This window comes from Streptomyces sp. NPDC052225 (genome assembly GCF_040679615.1).
Taxonomy (GTDB): Bacteria; Actinomycetota; Actinomycetes; order Streptomycetales; family Streptomycetaceae; genus Streptomyces.
Window position 1 is genome coordinate 1 of the sequence record NZ_JBFAVD010000033.1, and the last position, 18,637, is coordinate 18,637.

Consider the following 18,637-nt stretch of genomic DNA (forward strand, 5'->3'; position numbering starts at 1 on the left):
GGCTCGGCGACCGCTACGGCCACCGCGAGATGCTCGTCGTGTCGCTGCTGTGGGCGGGCCTGCTCACCCTGGCGCCCCTGTGCGTCGTGCCGCTACAGCCAGCCCGCGAACTCCAGCAGGTTCTCGCCGTCGCCCTCGCGCCCCACGCGCAGCGCCCGTACGCCCGACTCCACGGCCCGGAACAGCGTCCAGCCGCGCAGCCGCTCCTGGTCCACGTCCAGGGACTCCGCGAGCCGCTTGACCCGCCGCCGGGTGATCGCGGGCCCGGACGGCGAGCCGATCAGGTCCTCGACCCGGTCCCGCACAAGGCGCGCCAGATCGAACGCGCACTCACCCACCACCGGGTCGGGCCCCACGGCCAGCCACGGCATCCGCTCCCCGGACAGCACCTTGCTCTGCCGGAACGTGCCGTGCAGCAGCCGCAGTTCGGGCGCCGACGCGACCAGCGACTCCCGCGCCTCAAGTGCCGCGTCGACCAGTGGCGCGACCTCCGGGAACGCCTCGACGGACGCCCGCATGGCCACCGCCTGACGGCCCGTGCGCTCCGGCACGGTCTCGCAGTTGCGCCCGGCCGGCGGCTCCACCCACAGCCGCCGCAGCGTCCCCGCCGCTTCGAGCAGCGCCTTCGCCTCCGGCAGCGTCCGTACGGAGACCTCGGGATGCAGCCGCTCAAGGAGCAGCGCCCCGTCGTTCATCCCCGGATCGAGCAGCCGTACGGCACCGAACCCGTCCCAGTGCGTCAGCGCGGCCCGCTCCGCCTCCGGCCTGAACCGCTCCGGTGCGAGCTTGAGCACCGCGGGCGAGCCGTCGGGCCGGCGCACATGCGCGACGAGACCGCTGCGCCCGCCGGGCACATGCACCCGCTCGACCGTCACGTCGCGCCGGGCCGCGGCCTCGTCGAGGAGAGTGCCCACCTGGCCGAGCCACGCGGACGCGCCGTCGTCGCGCACCTCGCCGAGCGCGTTCACCAACCGCTGGGGCGGTTCGAAAGCCATACGCGCGTGATTCCCTTCCAAAGACTGCCTACGTGCGGGGCGTCACCGACGAAGCCGAGGCGGACGCCGAGGGCGCCGCGGCCCGTTCGGCGAGCCCAGGGAAGGCTACGCTCCCGTCGCGCCAGCGCACCGCACGGACCGCCGCCTCCCTCAGCGCATCCGCCGCGCTCCGGCGCCGGTCACCGCTCGACGCCCGTACGAGATCCGAGTACACCCCGGCGACCTTGTCCTCGATGTCCGCCGCGAGCCGTGCCGCGGCGGGGGAGTCGGGTACCGGGAACGGCAGCGCGTACGCCCCCGCCGACTCCTCCGGCGTCCCGCCCAAGTCGCGTACGGTGCGCCGCAGTTCGTCCCGGCGCGAGCGGTGCGCGTCGTACGCGGCCCTCGCCTCGTCCCTGCGGCCCTGGCGGATCCGGCCGCCGACCACTCCGTACCCGTACACCGCCGCGTGCTCGGCGCGCAGCGCCGCCTGCACCGCCGCAAGCAGCTCGTTCTCGCTCATCCCCGTCAGCCCTCCGTCAGCAGGTACGCGTGCCCGGCGCCCGCCGCCGCCACCGACGCGAGCAGCCGCGCCAGCTCGGCCGGGGCGTCCACCAGCGCGGCCATCCGCCGGTCCGACAGCGTCCGCTCGGCCGCCGCCAGCGCCTTGAGCACGTCCTTCTCGGCCACCGGCGGGGTCGAGGGCGCCGTCGACGCGGAGGGCCGCGCTGCCCCGCCGAACGCCTTCACGTGCCGCTCCACCTCGGCGCGCAGCGGCCCGAGCCGCCCCGCGAGACCCGGCAGCGCCGCGAGCGCCTCGTCGTACTGGCCGAGCAGATCGGCGCTCTCCCGCGCCGCCCTGGCCGAAAGTCGCTTCTCCTGCGAGACGGAGGGTGCGCCCCGGCCGCCCTCGGCGCCGTCGTCGGAGCCGCCCGAGCAGCCCGTCACGAGGGCGGCCCCGGCCAGCGAGGCGAGCAGGGTTCTACGAGAGGGGAGCGGCACGGCGGACGTCCTCGGCAGGAAGGATTCGGCGGGAAGCGGCAAGGGGCAGCGAAGATCACCGTACAGTCGGCCCTTCCCCGGTGGACGGCAACACCCCCCTGGACCGGATACCCTTTGACCTGACGCGCAAGGAAAGTCAGCAATCACAACAGCACACGCGGCCGAGGAGTCACCCGGATGAGCACCACCCAGAACGAGAGGCTGCGGGAACTACTGGAACCGCTCGTCGGCTCACAGGGGCTCGATCTCGAAGAGATCGACGTGGCCTCGGTAGGACGCAAGCGTGTGCTGCGTGTCGTCGTGGACTCCGACGAAGGAGCCGACCTCGACGCGATCGCCGATGTGAGCCGCGCGCTCTCGGCGAAGCTCGACGAGACCGACGCGATGGGCGACGGCGAGTACGAACTCGAAGTCGGAACGCCGGGCGCCGAGCGCCCCCTGACCGAGCACCGCCACTACATCCGTGCCACCGACCGCCTCGTGAAGTTCCAGCTGAGCGACGACAGCGAGCTGGTCGCACGCATCCTCAAGGTCGACGACGAAGGTCTCGACCTCGAAGTACCGGGCGTGAAGGGCCGCAAGGCCACCGCCCGACGACTCGACTTCAGCGACATCGCCAAGGCGCGGGTCCAGGTCGAGTTCAACCGCAAGAACAAGAACGACGAAGAAGAGGAGGCGTAGCCGTGGACATCGACATGAGTGCCCTGCGGGGTCTGGTCCGGGAGAAGGAGATCTCCTTCGACCTGCTGGTCGAGGCGATCGAGTCGGCCCTCCTCATCGCCTACCACCGCACCGAAGGCAGCTTCCGCCGCGCACGCGTGAAGCTCGACCGCGAGAGCGGCCATGTGACGGTGTGGGCGACGGAGGACCCGGCGGACCTCGAAGAGGGCCAGGAGGCCAAGGAGTTCGACGACACCCCGTCGGACTTCGGCCGCATCGCCGCCACCACCGCGAAGCAGGTCATCCTGCAGCGCCTGCGCGACGCCGAGGACGACGCGACGCTCGGCGAGTACGCCGGCCGCGAGGGCGACATCGTCATGGGCCAGGTCCAGCAGGGCCGCGACCCGAAGAACGTGCTGGTGGACATCGGCAAGCTCGAGGCGATCCTGCCCGTGCAGGAGCAGGTCCCGGGCGAGGAGTACCCGCACGGCCTGCGCCTGCGCTCGTACGTGGTCCGTGTCGCCAAGGGCGTGCGAGGCCCGTCGGTGACCCTGTCGCGTACGCACCCGAACCTCGTGAAGAAGCTCTTCGCGCTGGAGGTCCCCGAGATCGCCGACGGTTCGGTCGAGATCTCGGCGATCGCCCGTGAGGCCGGTCACCGTACGAAGATCGCCGTGCGCTCCACCCGGAGCGGACTCAACGCCAAGGGCGCGTGCATCGGTCCCATGGGCGGGCGCGTGCGCAACGTGATGGGCGAGCTCAACGGCGAGAAGATCGACATCGTCGACTGGTCGGACGACCCGGCGCAGATGGTGGCCAACGCGCTGTCCCCGGCCCGGGTCTCCAAGGTCGAGATCGTCGACCTCGGTGCCCGTTCGGCCCGCGTGACCGTGCCGGACTACCAGCTGTCGCTGGCCATCGGCAAGGAGGGGCAGAACGCCCGCCTGGCCGCGCGCCTGACCGGCTGGCGCATCGACATCCGTCCCGACACCGAGCAGCAGGACGCTCCCGCCGGGGAATAAATCCGTGCGCTGTGCGCTTGGATCACGACAGTATGTGACGTAAACGGCCGTTCGATTTTTCCCCCAAAGGGGTGAGGTCGGTACGGGGAGGTAGACTTAATCGTGTCTGGCCGGACGCAAGCCCGCGCCTGCCCTGAGCGAACCTGTGTGGGTTGCCGGGAGCGAGCGGCCAAGAGCGATCTGCTGCGGATCGTGGTGATCGAGGGCGCCTGCGTCCCCGATGATCGCGGTACGCTGCCCGGCCGGGGTGCCTACGTGCACCCCGCCCTGGTCTGTCTCGACCTGGCGGTCCGCCGCCGGGCGTTCCAGAGGGCGTACAAGTCCTCTGGACCGTTCGACACGGAGGCACTCCGCCACCGAGTCGAGCAGGCAACACCGTAAGAAGCGCCGCGCGGAACCCCCGTGCGGCCCTGGTACCCCGCGAGTTGGAAGTAGGTCGAGATTGCGATGAGCACTCGATGAGCACGCGATGAGTACGCCCATGAAGTAGCGACGGTCCGGCGTAACCCGGACCTAAAAGGAGCGAAGTGGCTAAGGTCCGGGTATACGAACTCGCCAAGGAGTTCGGCGTGGAGAGCAAGGTCGTCATGGCCAAGCTCCAAGAACTCGGTGAATTCGTACGTTCGGCGTCCTCGACGATCGAGGCGCCGGTTGTACGCAAGTTGACTGATGCCCTTAACCAGGGCAATGGCGGCAAGCCCGCCGCGAAGAAGGCCGCGCCTGCGAAGCCCGCAGCGCCGCGTCCGACCCCCTCTCCCGCGCAGGCCGCGAAGCCTGCCGGTCCGCGTCCGGGTCCGGCTGCGCCGAAGCCCGCCGCCGCGGAGAAGCCCGCAGCCCCGGCCGCTCCGGCGACCCCGGGTCCGCGTCCCGCCGCCGCCCCGAAGCCGGCTCCCAAGCCCGCTTCGCCGGCTCCGGCCGCGCCCGAGTTCACGGCGCCGCCCGCTGCCCCGGCCGCTTCGTCGGCCCCGGCCGCCAGCAGCCCGCGTCCCAGCGGTGCCCGTCCGGGCGCCCCGAAGCCCGGTGGCCGTCCGGCCCCCGGTCAGGACCGTGGCCAGGACCGTGGCCAGGGCCAGCGCGGCGACCGTCAGGGCGCCCCGCGTCCCGGCGGCCAGGGTGCGCCCCGTCCGGGCGGTGCCCGTCCCGCGGGTCCGCGTCCGGGCAACAACCCCTTCACCTCTGGTGGCTCCACCGGCATGGCGCGCCCGCAGGCGCCCCGTCCGGGCGGCGCCCCGCGTCCCGGCGGCCAGGGTGCCCCGGGCGGTCCGCGCCCGCAGGGTGGCGGCCAGGGTGGTCCCCGTCCCCAGGGTCAGGGCGGCGCTCGTCCGACCCCGGGCGGCATGCCTCGTCCGCAGGGCGGCGCGGCCGGTCCGCGTCCCGGCGGTGCCCCTGGTGGTAACCGTCCGAACCCGGGCATGATGCCGCAGCGTCCCGCCGCGGGCCCGCGTCCCGGTGGTGGCCCCGGCGGTGGCCGTGGTCCCGGCGGCGGCGGTCGTCCGGGTGGCGGCGGCGGTCGTCCCGGTGGCGGCGGCTTCGCCGGTCGTCCCGGTGGCGGCGGCGGTGGCGGTTTCGCCGGTCGTCCCGGTGGTCCCGGTGGCGGTGGCGGCGGCTTCGCCGGCCGTCCCGGCGGTGGCGGCGGTGGCCGTCCCGGCTTCGGCGGTCGTCCCGGTGGTCCGGGTGGCCGTGGTGGCACGCAGGGTGCGTTCGGCCGTCCCGGCGGGCCCGCCCGTCGTGGTCGCAAGTCGAAGCGTCAGAGGCGCCAGGAGTACGAGGCCATGCAGGCCCCGTCGGTGGGCGGCGTCATGCTGCCTCGCGGCAACGGCGCCACCGTGCGCCTGTCGCGTGGTGCGTCCCTCACGGACTTCGCCGAGAAGATCAACGCCAACCCGGCGTCGCTCGTCGGCGTGATGATGAACCTCGGCGAGATGGTCACTGCCACGCAGTCCGTCTCCGACGAGACGCTGAAGCTCCTCGCGGACGAGATGAACTTCATCCTCGAGATCGTCAGCCCCGAGGAGGAGGACCGCGAGCTGCTCGAGTCCTTCGACATCGAGTTCGGTGAGGACGAGGGTGGCGAGGAGTTCCTCGTCGCGCGTCCGCCGGTCGTGACCGTCATGGGTCACGTCGACCACGGTAAGACCCGACTGCTCGACACCATCCGCAAGACGAACGTCGTCGCGGGTGAGGCCGGCGGTATCACGCAGCACATCGGTGCGTACCAGGTCACGACCGAGGTCAACGACGAAGACCGCAAGATCACCTTCATCGACACCCCGGGTCACGAGGCGTTCACCGCCATGCGTGCCCGTGGTGCGAAGTCGACCGACATCGCGATCCTCGTGGTCGCGGCCAACGACGGTGTCATGCCGCAGACGGTCGAGGCGCTGAACCACGCCAAGGCCGCCGAGGTCCCGATCGTCGTCGCGGTCAACAAGATCGACGTCGAGGGTGCCGACCCGACCAAGGTGCGCGGTCAGCTGACCGAGTACGGCCTCGTGGCCGAGGAGTACGGCGGCGACACCATGTTCGTCGACATCTCCGCCAAGCAGGGTCTGAACATCGACCAGCTGCTGGAGGCCGTGGTCCTGACCGCGGACGCCTCGCTCGACCTGCGGGCCAACCCGGAGCAGGACGCGCAGGGTATTGCGATCGAGTCCCACCTCGACCGTGGTCGCGGTGCGGTGTCGACCGTCCTCGTCCAGCGAGGCACGCTGCGCATCGGCGACACGATGGTGGTCGGCGACGCCTACGGCCGTGTCCGCGCGATGCTCGACGACAACGGGAACAACGTCGAGGAAGCGGGTCCCTCGACCCCCGTCCTCGTGCTCGGTCTCACCAACGTCCCGGGTGCCGGCGACAACTTCCTGGTGGTCGACGAGGACCGTACGGCCCGTCAGATCGCCGAGAAGCGTGCCGCTCGCGAGCGCAACGCCAACTTCGCGCGCCGCGGCGTCCGGTTCTCCCTGGAGAACCTGGACGAGGCCCTCAAGGCCGGTCTGGTGCAGGAGCTCAACCTCATCATCAAGGGCGACGCGTCCGGTTCGGTGGAGGCTCTCGAGTCCTCGCTGCTCCAGCTCGACGTCGGTGAAGAGGTCGACATCCGTGTCCTGCACCGCGGTGTGGGTGCGGTCACCGAGTCCGACATCAACCTGGCGACCGGCTCCGACGCCATCGTCATCGGCTTCAACGTCCGGGCAGCCGGCCGTGCGCAGCAGATGGCGGAGCGCGAGGGTGTCGACGTCCGGTACTACTCGGTGATCTACCAGGCCATCGAGGAGATCGAGGCGGCCCTCAAGGGCATGCTCAAGCCGGAGTACGAAGAGGTCGAGCTCGGCACGGCGGAGATCCGCGAGGTCTTCAAGTCGTCCAAGCTGGGCAACATCGCCGGTGTGCTCGTCCGGTCCGGAGAGGTCAAGCGCAACACCAAGGCGCGCCTGCTGCGCGATGGCAAGGTCATCGCGGAGAACCTCAACATCTCCGGTCTGCGTCGCTTCAAGGACGACGTCACCGAGATCCGCGAAGGGTTCGAGGGCGGTATCAACCTCGGCAACTTCAACGACATCAAGGTCGACGACGTCATCGCGACGTACGAGATGCGCGAGAAGCCGCGCGCGTAACCTGAAGTGCGACCGGGGCCGGTCGACGGGACTTATTTCCGTCGATCGGCCCCGGCCGTTGCGTGTACGGTTCCCGTATCGGCGTCCGGACCCGGCGCCCATACGAACCCGAACCGGCGGGACATCCGGACACACATGTATGTGGGGACTCTGTCCTTCGATCTGCTCCTCGGCGACGTCCACTCGCTGAAGGAAAAACGCTCCCTCGTCCGTCCGATCGTGGCCGAGCTCCAGCGCAAGTACGCGGTGAGCGTGGCGGAGACGGGCCATCAGGACCTCCACCGCAGGGCCGAGATCGGGCTCGCGGTGGTCTCCGGGGGTACGGAACACCTCACCGACGTACTGGACCGCTGCGAGCGGCTGGTGGCCGGGCGGCCCGAGGTGGAACTGCTCTCGGTTCGACGCAGACTCCACAGCGACGAAGACTGAAGCAAGAAGCACTGTGCACCACAGTGGTTAGTTACTAAGGAGACGGCAGTGGCCGACAACGCGCGCGCCAAGAGGCTGGCGGACCTCATCCGAGAGGTGGTGGCCCAGAAGCTGCAGCGTGGGATCAAGGACCCGCGCCTCGGCACCCATGTCACCATCACGGACACCCGGGTCACGGGTGACCTGCGGGAGGCCACCGTCTTCTACACGGTGTACGGGGACGACGAGGAGCGGGCCGAGGTGGCCGCCGGCCTGGAGAGCGCCAAGGGCATCCTGCGCTCCGCGGTCGGCCAGGCGGCCGGCGTGAAGTTCACGCCGACGCTGACGTTCGTCGCGGACGCCCTCCCGGACAACGCCAAGACGATCGAGGACCTCCTCGACAAGGCGCGGTCCTCGGACGCCCAGGTGCGCGAGGCGTCCGCGGGCGCCACGTTCGCCGGCGACGCGGACCCGTACAAGAAGCCCGAGGACGACGACGCCTCCGACGAGGACGGCGACGCCTGAGCATGTCCGACCGCACCCCACCGCCCGACGGGCTTGTCATCGTCGACAAGCCGTCGGGCTTCACTTCGCACGACGTCGTGGCCAAGATGCGCGGGATCGCCAAGACCCGCAAGGTCGGCCACGCGGGCACCCTCGACCCGATGGCGACCGGTGTCCTCGTGCTCGGCGTCGAGCGCGCCACCAAGCTCCTCGGCCACCTCGCGCTGACCGAGAAGGAGTACCTGGGCACCATCCGCCTGGGGCAGAACACGCTCACCGACGACGCGGAGGGCGAGATCACCTCGTCCACCGACGCGTCCGGTGTGCGGCGCGAGGCCGTCGACGCGGGCGTCGCCAAGCTGACCGGCGACATCATGCAGGTGCCGTCCAAGGTCAGCGCCATCAAGATCAAGGGCGTCCGCTCGTACAAGAGGGCACGCGACGGCGAGGACTTCGAGATCCCCGCCCGGCCGGTCACGATCTCGTCGTTCGCCGTCTACGACGTCCGTGACGCGGTCGCCGAGGACGGGACGCCCGTGCTCGACCTGGTCGTGTCCGTGGTCTGCTCGTCCGGTACGTACATCCGCGCGCTCGCTCGTGACCTGGGCGCCGACCTCGGTGTCGGCGGGCATCTGACCGCGCTGCGCCGCACCCGCGTCGGCCCGTACAAGCTGGACTCGGCGCGCACCCTGGACCAGCTCCAGGAGACGTTGACCGTGATGCCGGTGGCCGAGGCCGCGAGCGCCGCGTTCCCCCGCTGGGACGTGGACGCCAAGCGCGGGCAGCTGCTGCTCAACGGCGTGCGCCTGGAGATGCCCGCGGAGTACGCGGGGGCCGGTCCGGTCGCCGTGTTCGGTGCGGACGGGCGGTTCCTCGCGCTCGTCGAGGAGTCGAAGGGCAAGGCGAAGAGCCTGGCCGTCTTCGGCTGACACCTTTTCGGCTGACTCCTTTTCGGCTGACTCCTTTTCGGTGGAGCGGCGGGTTCCGGCTTTCGTGGTGGCCGCCGCTCCACTTCCCCCTTTCCAGGGTGTATCCGCCAGGGCTGTCCACTTCACCCCTTCGAGCAGGCGCTCGGAGTGAACCGGGGGAGTGGAAGGGGGCGCGTTCGCGCCGTGTCCTGTTCCGCTGATCATTGCGCGCCTACCGTCGGACGTACGGGGCGTGGCGGAGAGCGGCGGGAGGGCGGCGGGCATGGTGGATCCGCCTCTGGTACGGATCTGTGATCTGGCCGGACGGCCGCGCGGGACGGGGTTCGCCGCGGACGACCGGGGCACCGTCGTCACCAGCCACGAGGCGGTCGACGGGCTCGGCCGCGTCGTGCTGCACGCGCCCGGCGGTGTCACCTGTGTCGTCGGACCCGAGTCGGTCGTCGCGCTCCCCGAGGCAGATCTCGCGCTCGTGCGCGCCGAAGGGCTGGGCGCGGTGCCGCTGCCGGTCGCGGCCCGGGGGCTCCTGGAGACCGGGGCGTATGTGCGGATCCCGGCGGGCGGTTGGCGCGAGGCGCGGGTGCTCGGGCACGGCGACGTGACGTACACGGCCACCGATCGCTTCCATCTCCTCGACTGCGCCATGGAGTTGGCGGTGGGGACCGCGGGCGCCGATGCGCTGCGGCTCGGGGGCGGGGCCGCGGGCGGGCCCGTGCTGGACGCCGGGACGGGGGCCGTGGTCGCCGTGCTCGGTACGGCGTTGCAGTCGGCGCATCAGGCCGCCGGGTTCGCCGTGCCGCTGCGGGCGGCCGCCGCCGCGGACCCGCGCGGACCGCTCGCCGAGCTGCTCGCCCGTAACGCCGCGACGGTGCCCGCGTACGGGTCCGACCTCAATCTCGCGGGTGTGCTCCAGGTGGCCGCCGTCTCCGTGGGGAGCGACGGGCCGGCAGAGGCCGGCGGGGTCCAGCCCGTCGAACGGCCGGACGTGGTGCGGGAGTTGGAGCGGTTCGCGGCGGGCGACGCGGCCGTGCTCGCGCTCGTCGGGGATCCGGGCAGCGGTCGTACGACGGAGCTCGCGGCCCTTGCCGCACGGCGGGCCGGGGGAGAGGCGGCCGCGCCCACGCTGTGGCTGCGCGGTGCCGATCTGCGCGGGGACGACGCGTCGGTGGCGGACGCCGTGGCGCGGACCCTGGAGCGGGCCGCACGGATCGTGGCCGCGTCCAGGGACGCCGAACCCGGCGACCTGGGGGACCTCACGCCCGAGCGCGTCGCGAAGGTCGCCTGCGACGCGGGGCGCCCGCTCGTGCTGCTCCTCGACGGGCCCGAGGAGATGCCGCCGGTCCTCGCCCACCGGCTCGCCGCGTGGTCGCGCGGCACCGAGCGCTGGCTGACGGCGGCGGACGTACGGCTCGTCGTGGCCTGCCGTGCGGAGCACTGGGAGCAGGCCGGGGCGCTGTTCGGCGCCGATGTGCTGCACGGGCGGGCCGGGCGGCTGCCCGCGTGCGTCCGGATCGGGGATCTGGCGGAGGGGCCGGCGCGGGCGGCGCGGGCGCGGTTCGGGATTCCGGAGGGGGCGCTGGCCGCCCGGGACGCGGGGCATCCCCTGTCGTTGCGGCTGCTCGCGGAGGTGCGGGCGGCGCTGCCGCCGGACGGGGGTGCCGGGCGCCCTGACCGGGACGAGATCTTCGCGGCGTACTTGGATCTGGTGTGCCTGCGGGTGGCGGTGCGGCTCGCCGCGCCCGCCGGGGTGCGGGGGAGCGGGGTGCGGCGGCTCGCGGCGCGGGTGTCGGGGCAGCTGCACGAGGCGGCGCGGCGGTGTCTGGGGCCCGGGCAGGGGGAGCTTGACCGGGCGGCGTTCGAGGAGCTGTTCCCGTGGGGGGTACGGGACGGGGTGTCGGGATGGGCGTCCGCCGTGCTCGCGGAGGGGGTGCTGGTGCCGGCCGGCGGCGGTTACCGGTTCGGGCACGAGGAGGTCGCCGACTGGATCCAGGGCATGCATCTGGATCTGGCGGCGGCGTTGGACGCGCTGGTGGTGCGGCGGCCGGGCGGGGGTGCGTCGGTGCCGGTGCCTCGGCATCGGGCGGGGCCTGTGGTGCGGGCGCTGCTTCTTGTCGAGCGGGAGTGTGGTGCGGGTGAACTTGCGTCGCGGCTGAGGGAGTTGCTGCCTTGGGTGGCGGGGGCGGCCCCTGGGCCCGATGGGGAGGCACCCGGTGCTGGGGGCCGTCTTGCCCACGCTGCCGCCCCGGGCGGCAGATTGCCCAAGGCGGCGGGGGGTGCCCTTGGGGCCGATGGGGAGGCACCCGGTGCTGGGGGCCGTCTTGCCCACGCTGCTGCCCCGGGCGGCGGATTGCCCAAGGCGGCGGGGGGTGTCTCCTCGGCGGCCCGGGATGTGGTGCGGGATGACGAGGCCTGTTGGTGGGCTGGGCATCTGGTGGGGGAAGTGTTGTCGCGGGTGCGGGAGGTGCGGGCCTATCTGCCCGTGCTCGACGAGCTTGCCGACGCCGGGGCGTTCGGGCCGTGGTTCTGGATGGCGCTCGATCTCGACGACGACACACGGTTCGCGCTGCTGCGGCGGCTCGTCGTGCGGGACGGGGCCGAGGGCGGCGAGCGGTATCTCGACGCCGTCGCCGAGGCGCTCGCCGCCGACCCGGCGCGCGTGCAGCGGCAGCTGACCCGCTGGTTCGACGACGAGCGGGAGCTGCCCGCGCTGCCCGACGCGACCGTGGCGACCGCCGCCCAGGCCCTGCTGCACACCCACCGGCACCGGGCCGTCGACGACCTGACCGAGGCGCTCGTCGACTGCGCCCACCCCCGCGCCGACGAACTCCTCGCCGCGCTCGCCGACGAGGAGCCCTCCGCCCTGTGCCGGGCCGTCGACCGCTGGGCGCACGACGAGCGGCCCGCCCGGCACGTCGCGGCGGTGGCGTACGGCCTGCGGGTCGCGCCCCGTGTCACCGGCGAGGCCGACCGGGGCCTGCTGCGCTACTCGGCGCTCGCCCTGCTGGCCCGCCCGGTGGACTGCACGCTGCACGGCGCCGCGCTGGCCCTCCTCGTACGGGATCCGCAGTCCCGTTCCGCGTACCTGACACCCGCCCTGAAACGGTTCGCGGCCGGGGATCCGCAGCTTCCGGCGGCGGCGCTCGCCACCGCGCTCGGCACGCACCCGGAGCCGGTGCTCGCGGCGTTCCAGGCGCGGCTGCGGGAGCCCGGACCCGGCATCGGGGACGTCCTGCGGACCCTGGCCGACGTCACCACGCCCGCCCTCGCGCGCCGCGCGGCAGCCCTCGTACAGGAGCTGGCGCGGGACAGGCCCGAGGCGGCGGCCGGGCAGGTCGCCGGGTTCGTGGACCGGCGTCTTGAGTACGGGACCGGCGCGCGGGCCGTGCTGTTCCCGCTGGTCGTGGGCCTGCTCCAGACCGGGGCACCCGGGGTGCGCGGTGCGCTCGCCCCCGTACTGGCCGCCCCCGGCACCGCCGCGTCGCGCGCGCTGCGGACCGAGCTCCTGGACGTACTCCTCGGTCAGGAGCGGGATCCCGCGGTCCTCGACGCCGTACTGTGCGCGGCCGCCCGGAGTGCGGCGCGGCGCGGGCAGGCGCGCAGCAGGGAGCTGGTGCACCGTACGGGCATGCTGCTCGTACGGACCCCGGAGGGCGCGGCCTGCTTCGACCGGCGCCTGGTGGAGCTGGCGCGGACCGTGCCGGGGTTCGCGCCCCTGGTCGCGCGCTGGCTGGCCGCGGCGCCGCAGGAGTGGGCGGCGCTGGTCGGGCCCAGCGCCCGCCGCATGATCGAGAACCTGGCCGGGGTCCGCGTCCCCGCCTGACGACCTGACCGAGGGCGCCCTCCCGATGCGAGGCGCGGGCAGTCGGCATGGCACTCTTAGACCTGCGTATGAGGCAAGAGACGAAACCGTCGTACACAGGTTCGCGAGGAGCAATCACCGTGCAGCGCTGGCGTGGCTTGGAGGACATCCCCCAGGACTGGGGGCGCAGCGTCGTCACCATCGGCTCCTACGACGGCGTGCACCGCGGACACCAGCTGATCATCGGCCGGGCCGTGGAGCGGGCGCGCGAGCTGGGCGTGCCGGCCGTCGTCGTCACCTTCGACCCGCACCCGAGCGAGGTCGTGCGTCCCGGCTCGCACCCGCCGCTGCTCGCGCCGCACCACCGGCGCGCCGAGCTGATGACCGAACTCGGGGTGGACGCGGTGCTGATCCTGCCGTTCACCAAGGAGTTCTCGAAGCTGTCGCCCGCCGACTTCGTGGCGAAGGTGCTCGTCGACAAGCTGCACGCGCGCGTCGTCGTCGAGGGCCCCAACTTCCGCTTCGGGCACAAGGCCGCGGGCACCGTCGACTTCCTCGTCGAGCAGGGCGAGACGTACGACTTCGAGGTCGAGATCGTCGACCTGTACGTGAGCGGCAGCGCGGGCGGCGGCGAGCCGTTCTCGTCCACGCTGACCCGGCGACTCGTCGCCGAGGGCGACGTGGACGGGGCCCGCGAGATCCTCGGCCGGCCGCACCGCGTCGAGGGCGTCGTCGTGCGCGGCGCGCAGCGCGGCCGCGAACTCGGCTTCCCCACCGCCAACGTGGAGACGCTGCCGCACACCGCGATCCCCGCGGACGGCGTCTACGCGGGATGGCTCCACGTGGACGGCGAGGCCATGCCCGCCGCGATCTCGGTGGGCACCAACCCGCAGTTCGACGGCACCGAGCGGACCGTCGAGGCGTACGCCATCGACCGCGAGGGTCTCGACCTGTACGGGATGCACGTGGCGGTGGACTTCCTCGCGTTCGTGCGCGGGATGGCCAAGTTCGACTCGCTGGAGCAGCTCGTCGACGCGATCGCCGCTGACGTGAAGCGGGCCCGTGAGCTCGTCGAGGCGCACGGGACGCCCGCGTCGTAGATACGTGTCCCGGGTCACATCCTGGGATGTCACACGGGAGCTCCCTGATCCGTCACAGAAGTGTCAGCGCACTTCACGACGACGAAACAGGGAGCTCTTGCCATGGAACCCCGTCTGAACATCTTCGCCAGCACCACCGCCGTCGGGTTCGTGAAGCGGCTCGTGGCAGCCCACGCGCCGCTCGCCACCTCCGGCCTCCCCGCCGCGACACAGGAACTGGTGAAGATCCGGGCCAGCCAGATCAACGGCTGCTCGGGCTGCCTCGACATGCACACCAAGGAAGCCGCCGCCGCGGGCGAGACGCCGCAGCGGCTGATGCTCGTCGCCGCCTGGCGCGAGGCCAAGGTCTTCACGGAGGCGGAGCGCGCCGCGCTCGAACTCACCGAGGCCGGAACGCGGTTGGCGGACGGCGCCGGTGTCTCCGACGAGGTCTGGGCCAACGCCGCGAAGCACTACGACGAGGAGCAACTGGCGGCGCTGGTCTGCCTGATCGCCGGCATCAACACGTTCAACCGCCTCAACGCGATCGTGCGGCAGCCCGGTGGGGACTACGAGGTGGGGATGAAGTCGCCGTTGGAGTGAGGCGCCCCGGGGTCGGCGGTGCTCGGCTGCGCTGCGCCGAGCACCGCACCCGCCGTGCGTGCGGTCACCCCTCCCCGGCCGCGCGGGCCCGCGCCCAGTGGCAGGCCACCTGAGCGCCTGCCCCGCCGGTCAGCACCGGCAGGTCCACCGTGCGGCAGGACTCCGCCACTCCGGCCCGGTCGGCCTCCCCGCCCGCCAGGATCTGGCAGCGGGCGTGGAAGCGGCAGCCGCCGGGGATGCGGGACGGGTCCGGGGGTTCGCCCGTGAGGACCACCGGGTCGCCGGGTGCCTCCGGGAGAACCGACAACAGGGCCTGGGTGTACGGGTGTTGGGGTGCGGTCAGGACCTCCTCCACCTTGCCCGTCTCCACGATGCGGCCCAGGTACATCACGGCCACCCGGTCCGCGATGTTCCAGGCCAGGCCCAGGTCGTGCGTGACGACCAGCGCCGAGAGGCCCAGTTCGTCGCGCAGCTTGAGCAGCAGCGCCAGGATCTCGCCGCGCACCGACGCGTCGAGGGACGCCACCGGCTCGTCCGCCACGATGAGTTCGGGCTCCAAGACCAGCGCGCCCGCGATGACGACCCGCTGGCGCTGACCGCCGGACAACTCGTGCGGGTAGCGCAGGAAGAACCGCTCCGGGGGGCGAAGTCCCGCGCGGGAGAGGGCACGTGAGACGGCCTCGCGTTCGTCTCCCGCGTAGCCGTGGATGCGCAGCCCCTCCGCCACCGCGTCGTACACCGTGTGGCGGGGGTTCAGCGAGCCGCTCGGGTCCTGGAGGACCAGCTGCACCCGCTTGCGGTACGCCTTGAGCGCCCGTGAGCCGTACTCCAGCGGCTTCCCGGCGAACGTGACCCGGCCCGACGTCGGCCGCTCCAGGCCGAGCAGCGTGCGGGCCAGGCTCGTCTTGCCGCAGCCGGACTCGCCGACCAGGGCCACGATCTCGCCCGGCGCGATGTCCAGGTCGACGCCGTCCACGGCCCGCGCCTCGGCGGCGCCGCGCCGGCCGGGGAACGTCACGTGCAGCCGGTCGGCGCCCAGCAGTGTCTCGGTCATGCGGTGGTGCTCCTTGCCTCAACTGCCGTGGCCGCGGCGTCACTTGGATCGACGTGCACGCAGGCCGCCCGCCGCCCCGGTCCCGCGTCCCGAAGCACCTGGTCCTGCGTCGCGCACACGTCGAGCGCCACCGGGCAGCGCGGATGGAACGTGCAGCCGGACGGCAGCGCCGCCGGGTCCGGCGGGTCGCCGGGCAGCCCGCGCGGCGCGAACCGGGACGCCGGATCGCCGATCGTGGGGAACGCGGCCGACAGCGCCTTGCCGTACGGATGCACCGCGTTCTCGTAGACCTGGAGCGCAGGGCCCTCCTCGACGACCCGCCCCGCGTACATGACGGCGAGCCGGTCGCAGGTGTCGGAGAGGACCGCCAGGTCGTGGCTGATCATGATGAGCCCGAGGCTCTGCTCCGCCACCAACTGCTCGATCAGGCGCAGGATCTGGGCCTGGATCATCACGTCGAGGGCCGTCGTCGGCTCGTCCGCGATGATCAGCTCCGGGTCGCAGGCGAGCGCCATCGCGATCATCACGCGCTGGCGCTGACCGCCGGACAGTTCGTGCGGATACGAGGCCGCGCGCGCCGCCGGAAGCCCTACGTGCTCCAGGAGTTCGGCGGCCTTCTTCTTCGCGCCCGCCGGTGTCGCCTTCTTGTGCAGCAGGATCGGTTCGGCGATCTGGTCGCCGACGCGGTGCACGGCGTTGAGCGAGTGCATCGCGCCCTGGAAGACGATCGAGGCGCCCGCCCAGCGCACCGCGCGGACCCGGCCCCACTTCATCGCCAGGACATCCTCGCCGTTCAGGAGGATCTCCCCGCTGACCTTCGTGCCCGCGGGGAGGAGGCGCAGCAGGGCGAGGGCGAGGGTCGACTTGCCGCAGCCCGACTCGCCCGCGATGCCGAGCTTGTGGCCCGCCTCGACGGACAGGTTCACGCCGCGGACGGCCTGGGCCCCTCCGGCGTACGTCACTTCGAGGTCACGTACTTCGAGAAGCGTCATGACCGCACCCCCAGCTTCGGGTTGAGGACGGACTCGATCGCGCGGCCGCACAGTGTGAACGAGAGCGCCACGACGGCGATGGCGATGCCGGGCGGTGCCAGGTACCACCAGTCGCCCGCGCTCACCGCGCCCGCCTCGCGCGCGTCCTGGAGCATGCCGCCCCACGACGTGACGGTCGGGTCGGACAGGCCGAGGAAGGCGAGGGTCGCCTCCGTGAGGATCGCGGACGAGATGATCATCGTGGTCTGGGCGAGGACCAGCGGCATCACGTTCGGCAGCACGTGCCGGGTCATGACGTGGCCGTGGCCGCCACCCAGGGCGCGGGCCCGCTCGATGTACGGGCGGGACTCCACGGCCAGCGTCTGCGCGCGCACGAGCCGGGCCGTGGTCGGCCAGGTCGTCACGCCGATCGCGATGACGACGGTCCACATCGAGCGGTCCATCACGGTCGCGAGCGCGATGGCGAGGACCAGTGTCGGCATCACCAGGAACCAGTCCGTGATGCGCATCAGGACGGTCGCGTACCAGCCGCGGAAGTGCCCGGCGACGATCCCGATGACCGTGCCGATCGCCACGCACAGGAACGCGGCGAGCAGACCCACGGTGAGCGAGACGCGCGCCCCGTACACGAGAAGCGCGAGCACGCTGCGGCCGAACTGGTCGGTGCCCAGCGGGAATTCGGCGCTCGGCCCTTCGAGCGGGCCGCCGGGCGCGTCCGTCACCGACTGCGCGTCCTTCCCGACCAGGACGGGCGCGAGGACCGCGACGAGCGCGATCAGGATCAGCAGGCCGAGGCCCCACAGGCCGCCCTTGTGCGCACGGTACGAGCGCCAGAAGCGGACCATGGACCGACGCTTGCGGGCGCGCGCCAGGGCACGCGCGCTCACGGGTGCCGTCGTGGTTGTCGTCATCGGCCCACCCTCGGGTCGAGCAGCGGATAGAGGATGTCGGCGAGGGTGTTCGCGAGGATCACCGCGGTGGCGAAGACGAAGAACAGGCCCTGGACGAGCGGGAGATCGGGCACGGAGAGCGCCTGGTAGAAGAGGCCGCCGAGGCCCGGCCAGGAGAAGACCGTCTCGACGAGGATCTGCCCCGCCACCACGTGCCCGAGGTTGACGAACATCAGGGTGAAGGTGGGCAGCATCGCGTTCGGCACCGCGTGCTTGCGGCGCACGACGTCGTCGCGCAGACCTTTCGCGCGCGCCGTCGTCAGGTAGTCGCTGCCCATCTCGTCGAGCAGCGAGGAGCGCATGACGAGCAGCGTCTGCGCGTAGCCGACCGCGACCAGCGTGATCACCGGCAGGACCAGATGGTGCGCTACGTCGATGACGTACGCGAATCCGCTCTCACCGCCCGATTCGAGGCCGCCGGTGGGGAACATGCCCGGGATCGGACCGATGCCGACCGCGAACACGATGATGAGGAGCAGGCCCAGCCAGAAGGAGGGGATCGAGTACAGGGTCAGCGCGAACGCCGTGTTGAAGCGGTCGCTGCGCGATCCGTTGCGCCACGCCGTGCGCGTGCCCAGCCAGATGCCGAGCGCCGAGTACAGGACGTACGACGTGCCCGTCAGGAGCAGGGTCGCGGGGAGCGCGTCGGTGATCTTGTCGATGACCGGGGTGTGGAACTGGTACGACATCCCGAAGTCGCCGGTGAGCGCGTCCCCGATGTACGACGTGAACTGCTTCCACATCGGCTGGTCGAGGCCGAACTGGTGGCGCAGGTTCTCCAGTTGCTGCGCGGAGACGGGACGGCCGCCGGTCATCTGCTTGACCGGGTCGCTCGGGATGAGGCGGAAGAGGAAGAAGCTCGTGACGAGGACGGCGAAGAGCGAGACCGCCGCTCCCACGATCTTCGCCGCGGCGTACTGGAGGTACGCCTTGGTGTTGCGGGCCCGTGGGCCGCGGGCGGCCGGCGACGGCCCCACCTCGGTGGGGTCGCCGGCGGCCTGCGTCGCGGACTGCACGAGCGCCGGAGTGCTGTCAGCAGCCATGGTTCAG

17 protein-coding genes are annotated in these 18,637 nt (G+C 72.3%); 10 read left to right on the forward strand and 7 right to left on the reverse strand.

The annotated features are described in order from the left end of the window. Positions 1 to 92 precede the first annotated feature (92 nt). Genes AB0L37_RS33320 through AB0L37_RS33330 form a run of 3 tightly spaced genes read right to left on the reverse strand, consistent with a single transcriptional unit; the run spans position 93 to position 1,976 of the window. The gene (locus tag AB0L37_RS33320) at positions 93 to 995 is read right to left on the reverse strand and encodes an aminoglycoside phosphotransferase family protein (protein WP_365514059.1); all 903 of its coding nucleotides are present in this window, start codon (positions 993 to 995) and stop codon (positions 93 to 95) included. A gap of 28 nt (positions 996 to 1,023) precedes the next feature. Next, a complete protein-coding gene (locus AB0L37_RS33325; protein ID WP_365514062.1) occupies positions 1,024 to 1,497 on the reverse strand; it encodes a ferritin-like domain-containing protein in 474 nt (157 codons plus the stop codon). Positions 1,498 to 1,502: 5 nt separating this feature from the next. Beyond that, positions 1,503 to 1,976, reverse strand: a complete 474-nt coding sequence (locus AB0L37_RS33330; protein WP_365514065.1) for a hypothetical protein — start codon at positions 1,974 to 1,976, stop codon at positions 1,503 to 1,505. A gap of 177 nt (positions 1,977 to 2,153) precedes the next feature. On the opposite strand from AB0L37_RS33330, the gene rimP reads away from it, so the two are divergent. The 10 genes from rimP to AB0L37_RS33380 all read left to right on the forward strand — a co-directional run bounded on the left by rimP (position 2,154) and on the right by AB0L37_RS33380 (position 14,591). Next, positions 2,154 to 2,657, forward strand: a complete 504-nt coding sequence (gene rimP, locus AB0L37_RS33335) for a ribosome maturation factor RimP (protein WP_365514068.1) — start codon at positions 2,154 to 2,156, stop codon at positions 2,655 to 2,657. A gap of 2 nt (positions 2,658 to 2,659) precedes the next feature. Continuing rightward, complete coding sequence (gene nusA, locus AB0L37_RS33340; protein ID WP_365514071.1) at positions 2,660 to 3,658, forward strand: transcription termination factor NusA; 999 nt, start codon at positions 2,660 to 2,662, stop codon at positions 3,656 to 3,658. 102 nt (positions 3,659 to 3,760) lie between these two features. After that, positions 3,761 to 4,039 carry a YlxR family protein gene (locus tag AB0L37_RS33345; RefSeq protein ID WP_365514074.1) on the forward strand — a complete coding sequence of 93 codons (279 nt, stop codon included), beginning with the start codon at positions 3,761 to 3,763 and terminating at the stop codon, positions 4,037 to 4,039. Positions 4,040 to 4,185: 146 nt separating this feature from the next. Then, positions 4,186 to 7,272 carry a translation initiation factor IF-2 gene (infB, locus tag AB0L37_RS33350; protein ID WP_365514076.1) on the forward strand — a complete coding sequence of 1,029 codons (3,087 nt, stop codon included), beginning with the start codon at positions 4,186 to 4,188 and terminating at the stop codon, positions 7,270 to 7,272. Between the two features lie 135 nt (positions 7,273 to 7,407). Further along, complete coding sequence (locus tag AB0L37_RS33355) at positions 7,408 to 7,701, forward strand: DUF503 domain-containing protein (RefSeq protein WP_365514079.1); 294 nt, start codon at positions 7,408 to 7,410, stop codon at positions 7,699 to 7,701. Between the two features lie 48 nt (positions 7,702 to 7,749). Then, positions 7,750 to 8,205 (forward strand): 30S ribosome-binding factor RbfA, encoded by a 456-nt coding sequence (rbfA, locus tag AB0L37_RS33360; protein ID WP_365514082.1) that lies wholly within the window; start codon positions 7,750 to 7,752, stop codon positions 8,203 to 8,205. A gap of 2 nt (positions 8,206 to 8,207) precedes the next feature. Next, on the forward strand, positions 8,208 to 9,113 hold the full coding sequence (gene truB / locus AB0L37_RS33365; RefSeq protein ID WP_365514085.1) for a tRNA pseudouridine(55) synthase TruB: 906 nt from the start codon (positions 8,208 to 8,210) through the stop codon (positions 9,111 to 9,113). Between the two features lie 262 nt (positions 9,114 to 9,375). Beyond that, positions 9,376 to 12,930, forward strand: coding sequence for a trypsin-like peptidase domain-containing protein (locus AB0L37_RS33370; RefSeq protein ID WP_365514088.1), 3,555 nt, complete (start codon positions 9,376 to 9,378; stop codon positions 12,928 to 12,930). A 119-nt stretch (positions 12,931 to 13,049) separates the two neighbouring features. Beyond that, positions 13,050 to 14,009, forward strand: a complete 960-nt coding sequence (locus tag AB0L37_RS33375; RefSeq protein ID WP_365514091.1) for a bifunctional riboflavin kinase/FAD synthetase — start codon at positions 13,050 to 13,052, stop codon at positions 14,007 to 14,009. Positions 14,010 to 14,111: 102 nt separating this feature from the next. Then, positions 14,112 to 14,591, forward strand: a complete 480-nt coding sequence (locus AB0L37_RS33380) for a carboxymuconolactone decarboxylase family protein (protein ID WP_365514093.1) — start codon at positions 14,112 to 14,114, stop codon at positions 14,589 to 14,591. A 64-nt stretch (positions 14,592 to 14,655) separates the two neighbouring features. Here AB0L37_RS33380 and AB0L37_RS33385 read toward each other — a convergent pair whose 3' ends face one another. Genes AB0L37_RS33385 through AB0L37_RS33400 form a run of 4 tightly spaced genes read right to left on the reverse strand, consistent with a single transcriptional unit; the run spans position 14,656 to position 18,630 of the window. Then, positions 14,656 to 15,645, reverse strand: coding sequence for an ABC transporter ATP-binding protein (locus tag AB0L37_RS33385; RefSeq protein ID WP_365514096.1), 990 nt, complete (start codon positions 15,643 to 15,645; stop codon positions 14,656 to 14,658). Further along, entirely contained in the window at positions 15,642 to 16,637 is a 996-nt protein-coding gene (locus tag AB0L37_RS33390; protein WP_365514099.1) for an ABC transporter ATP-binding protein, read from the reverse strand. The genes AB0L37_RS33385 and AB0L37_RS33390 overlap by 4 nt, the downstream gene beginning before the upstream one ends. Continuing rightward, on the reverse strand, positions 16,634 to 17,548 hold the full coding sequence (locus AB0L37_RS33395) for an ABC transporter permease (RefSeq protein WP_365514102.1): 915 nt from the start codon (positions 17,546 to 17,548) through the stop codon (positions 16,634 to 16,636). Before AB0L37_RS33395 ends, AB0L37_RS33390 begins: the two co-directional genes overlap by 4 nt. Beyond that, positions 17,545 to 18,630, reverse strand: a complete 1,086-nt coding sequence (locus AB0L37_RS33400) for an ABC transporter permease (protein ID WP_365514105.1) — start codon at positions 18,628 to 18,630, stop codon at positions 17,545 to 17,547. Before AB0L37_RS33400 ends, AB0L37_RS33395 begins: the two co-directional genes overlap by 4 nt. Positions 18,631 to 18,637: the final 7 nt, after the last annotated feature.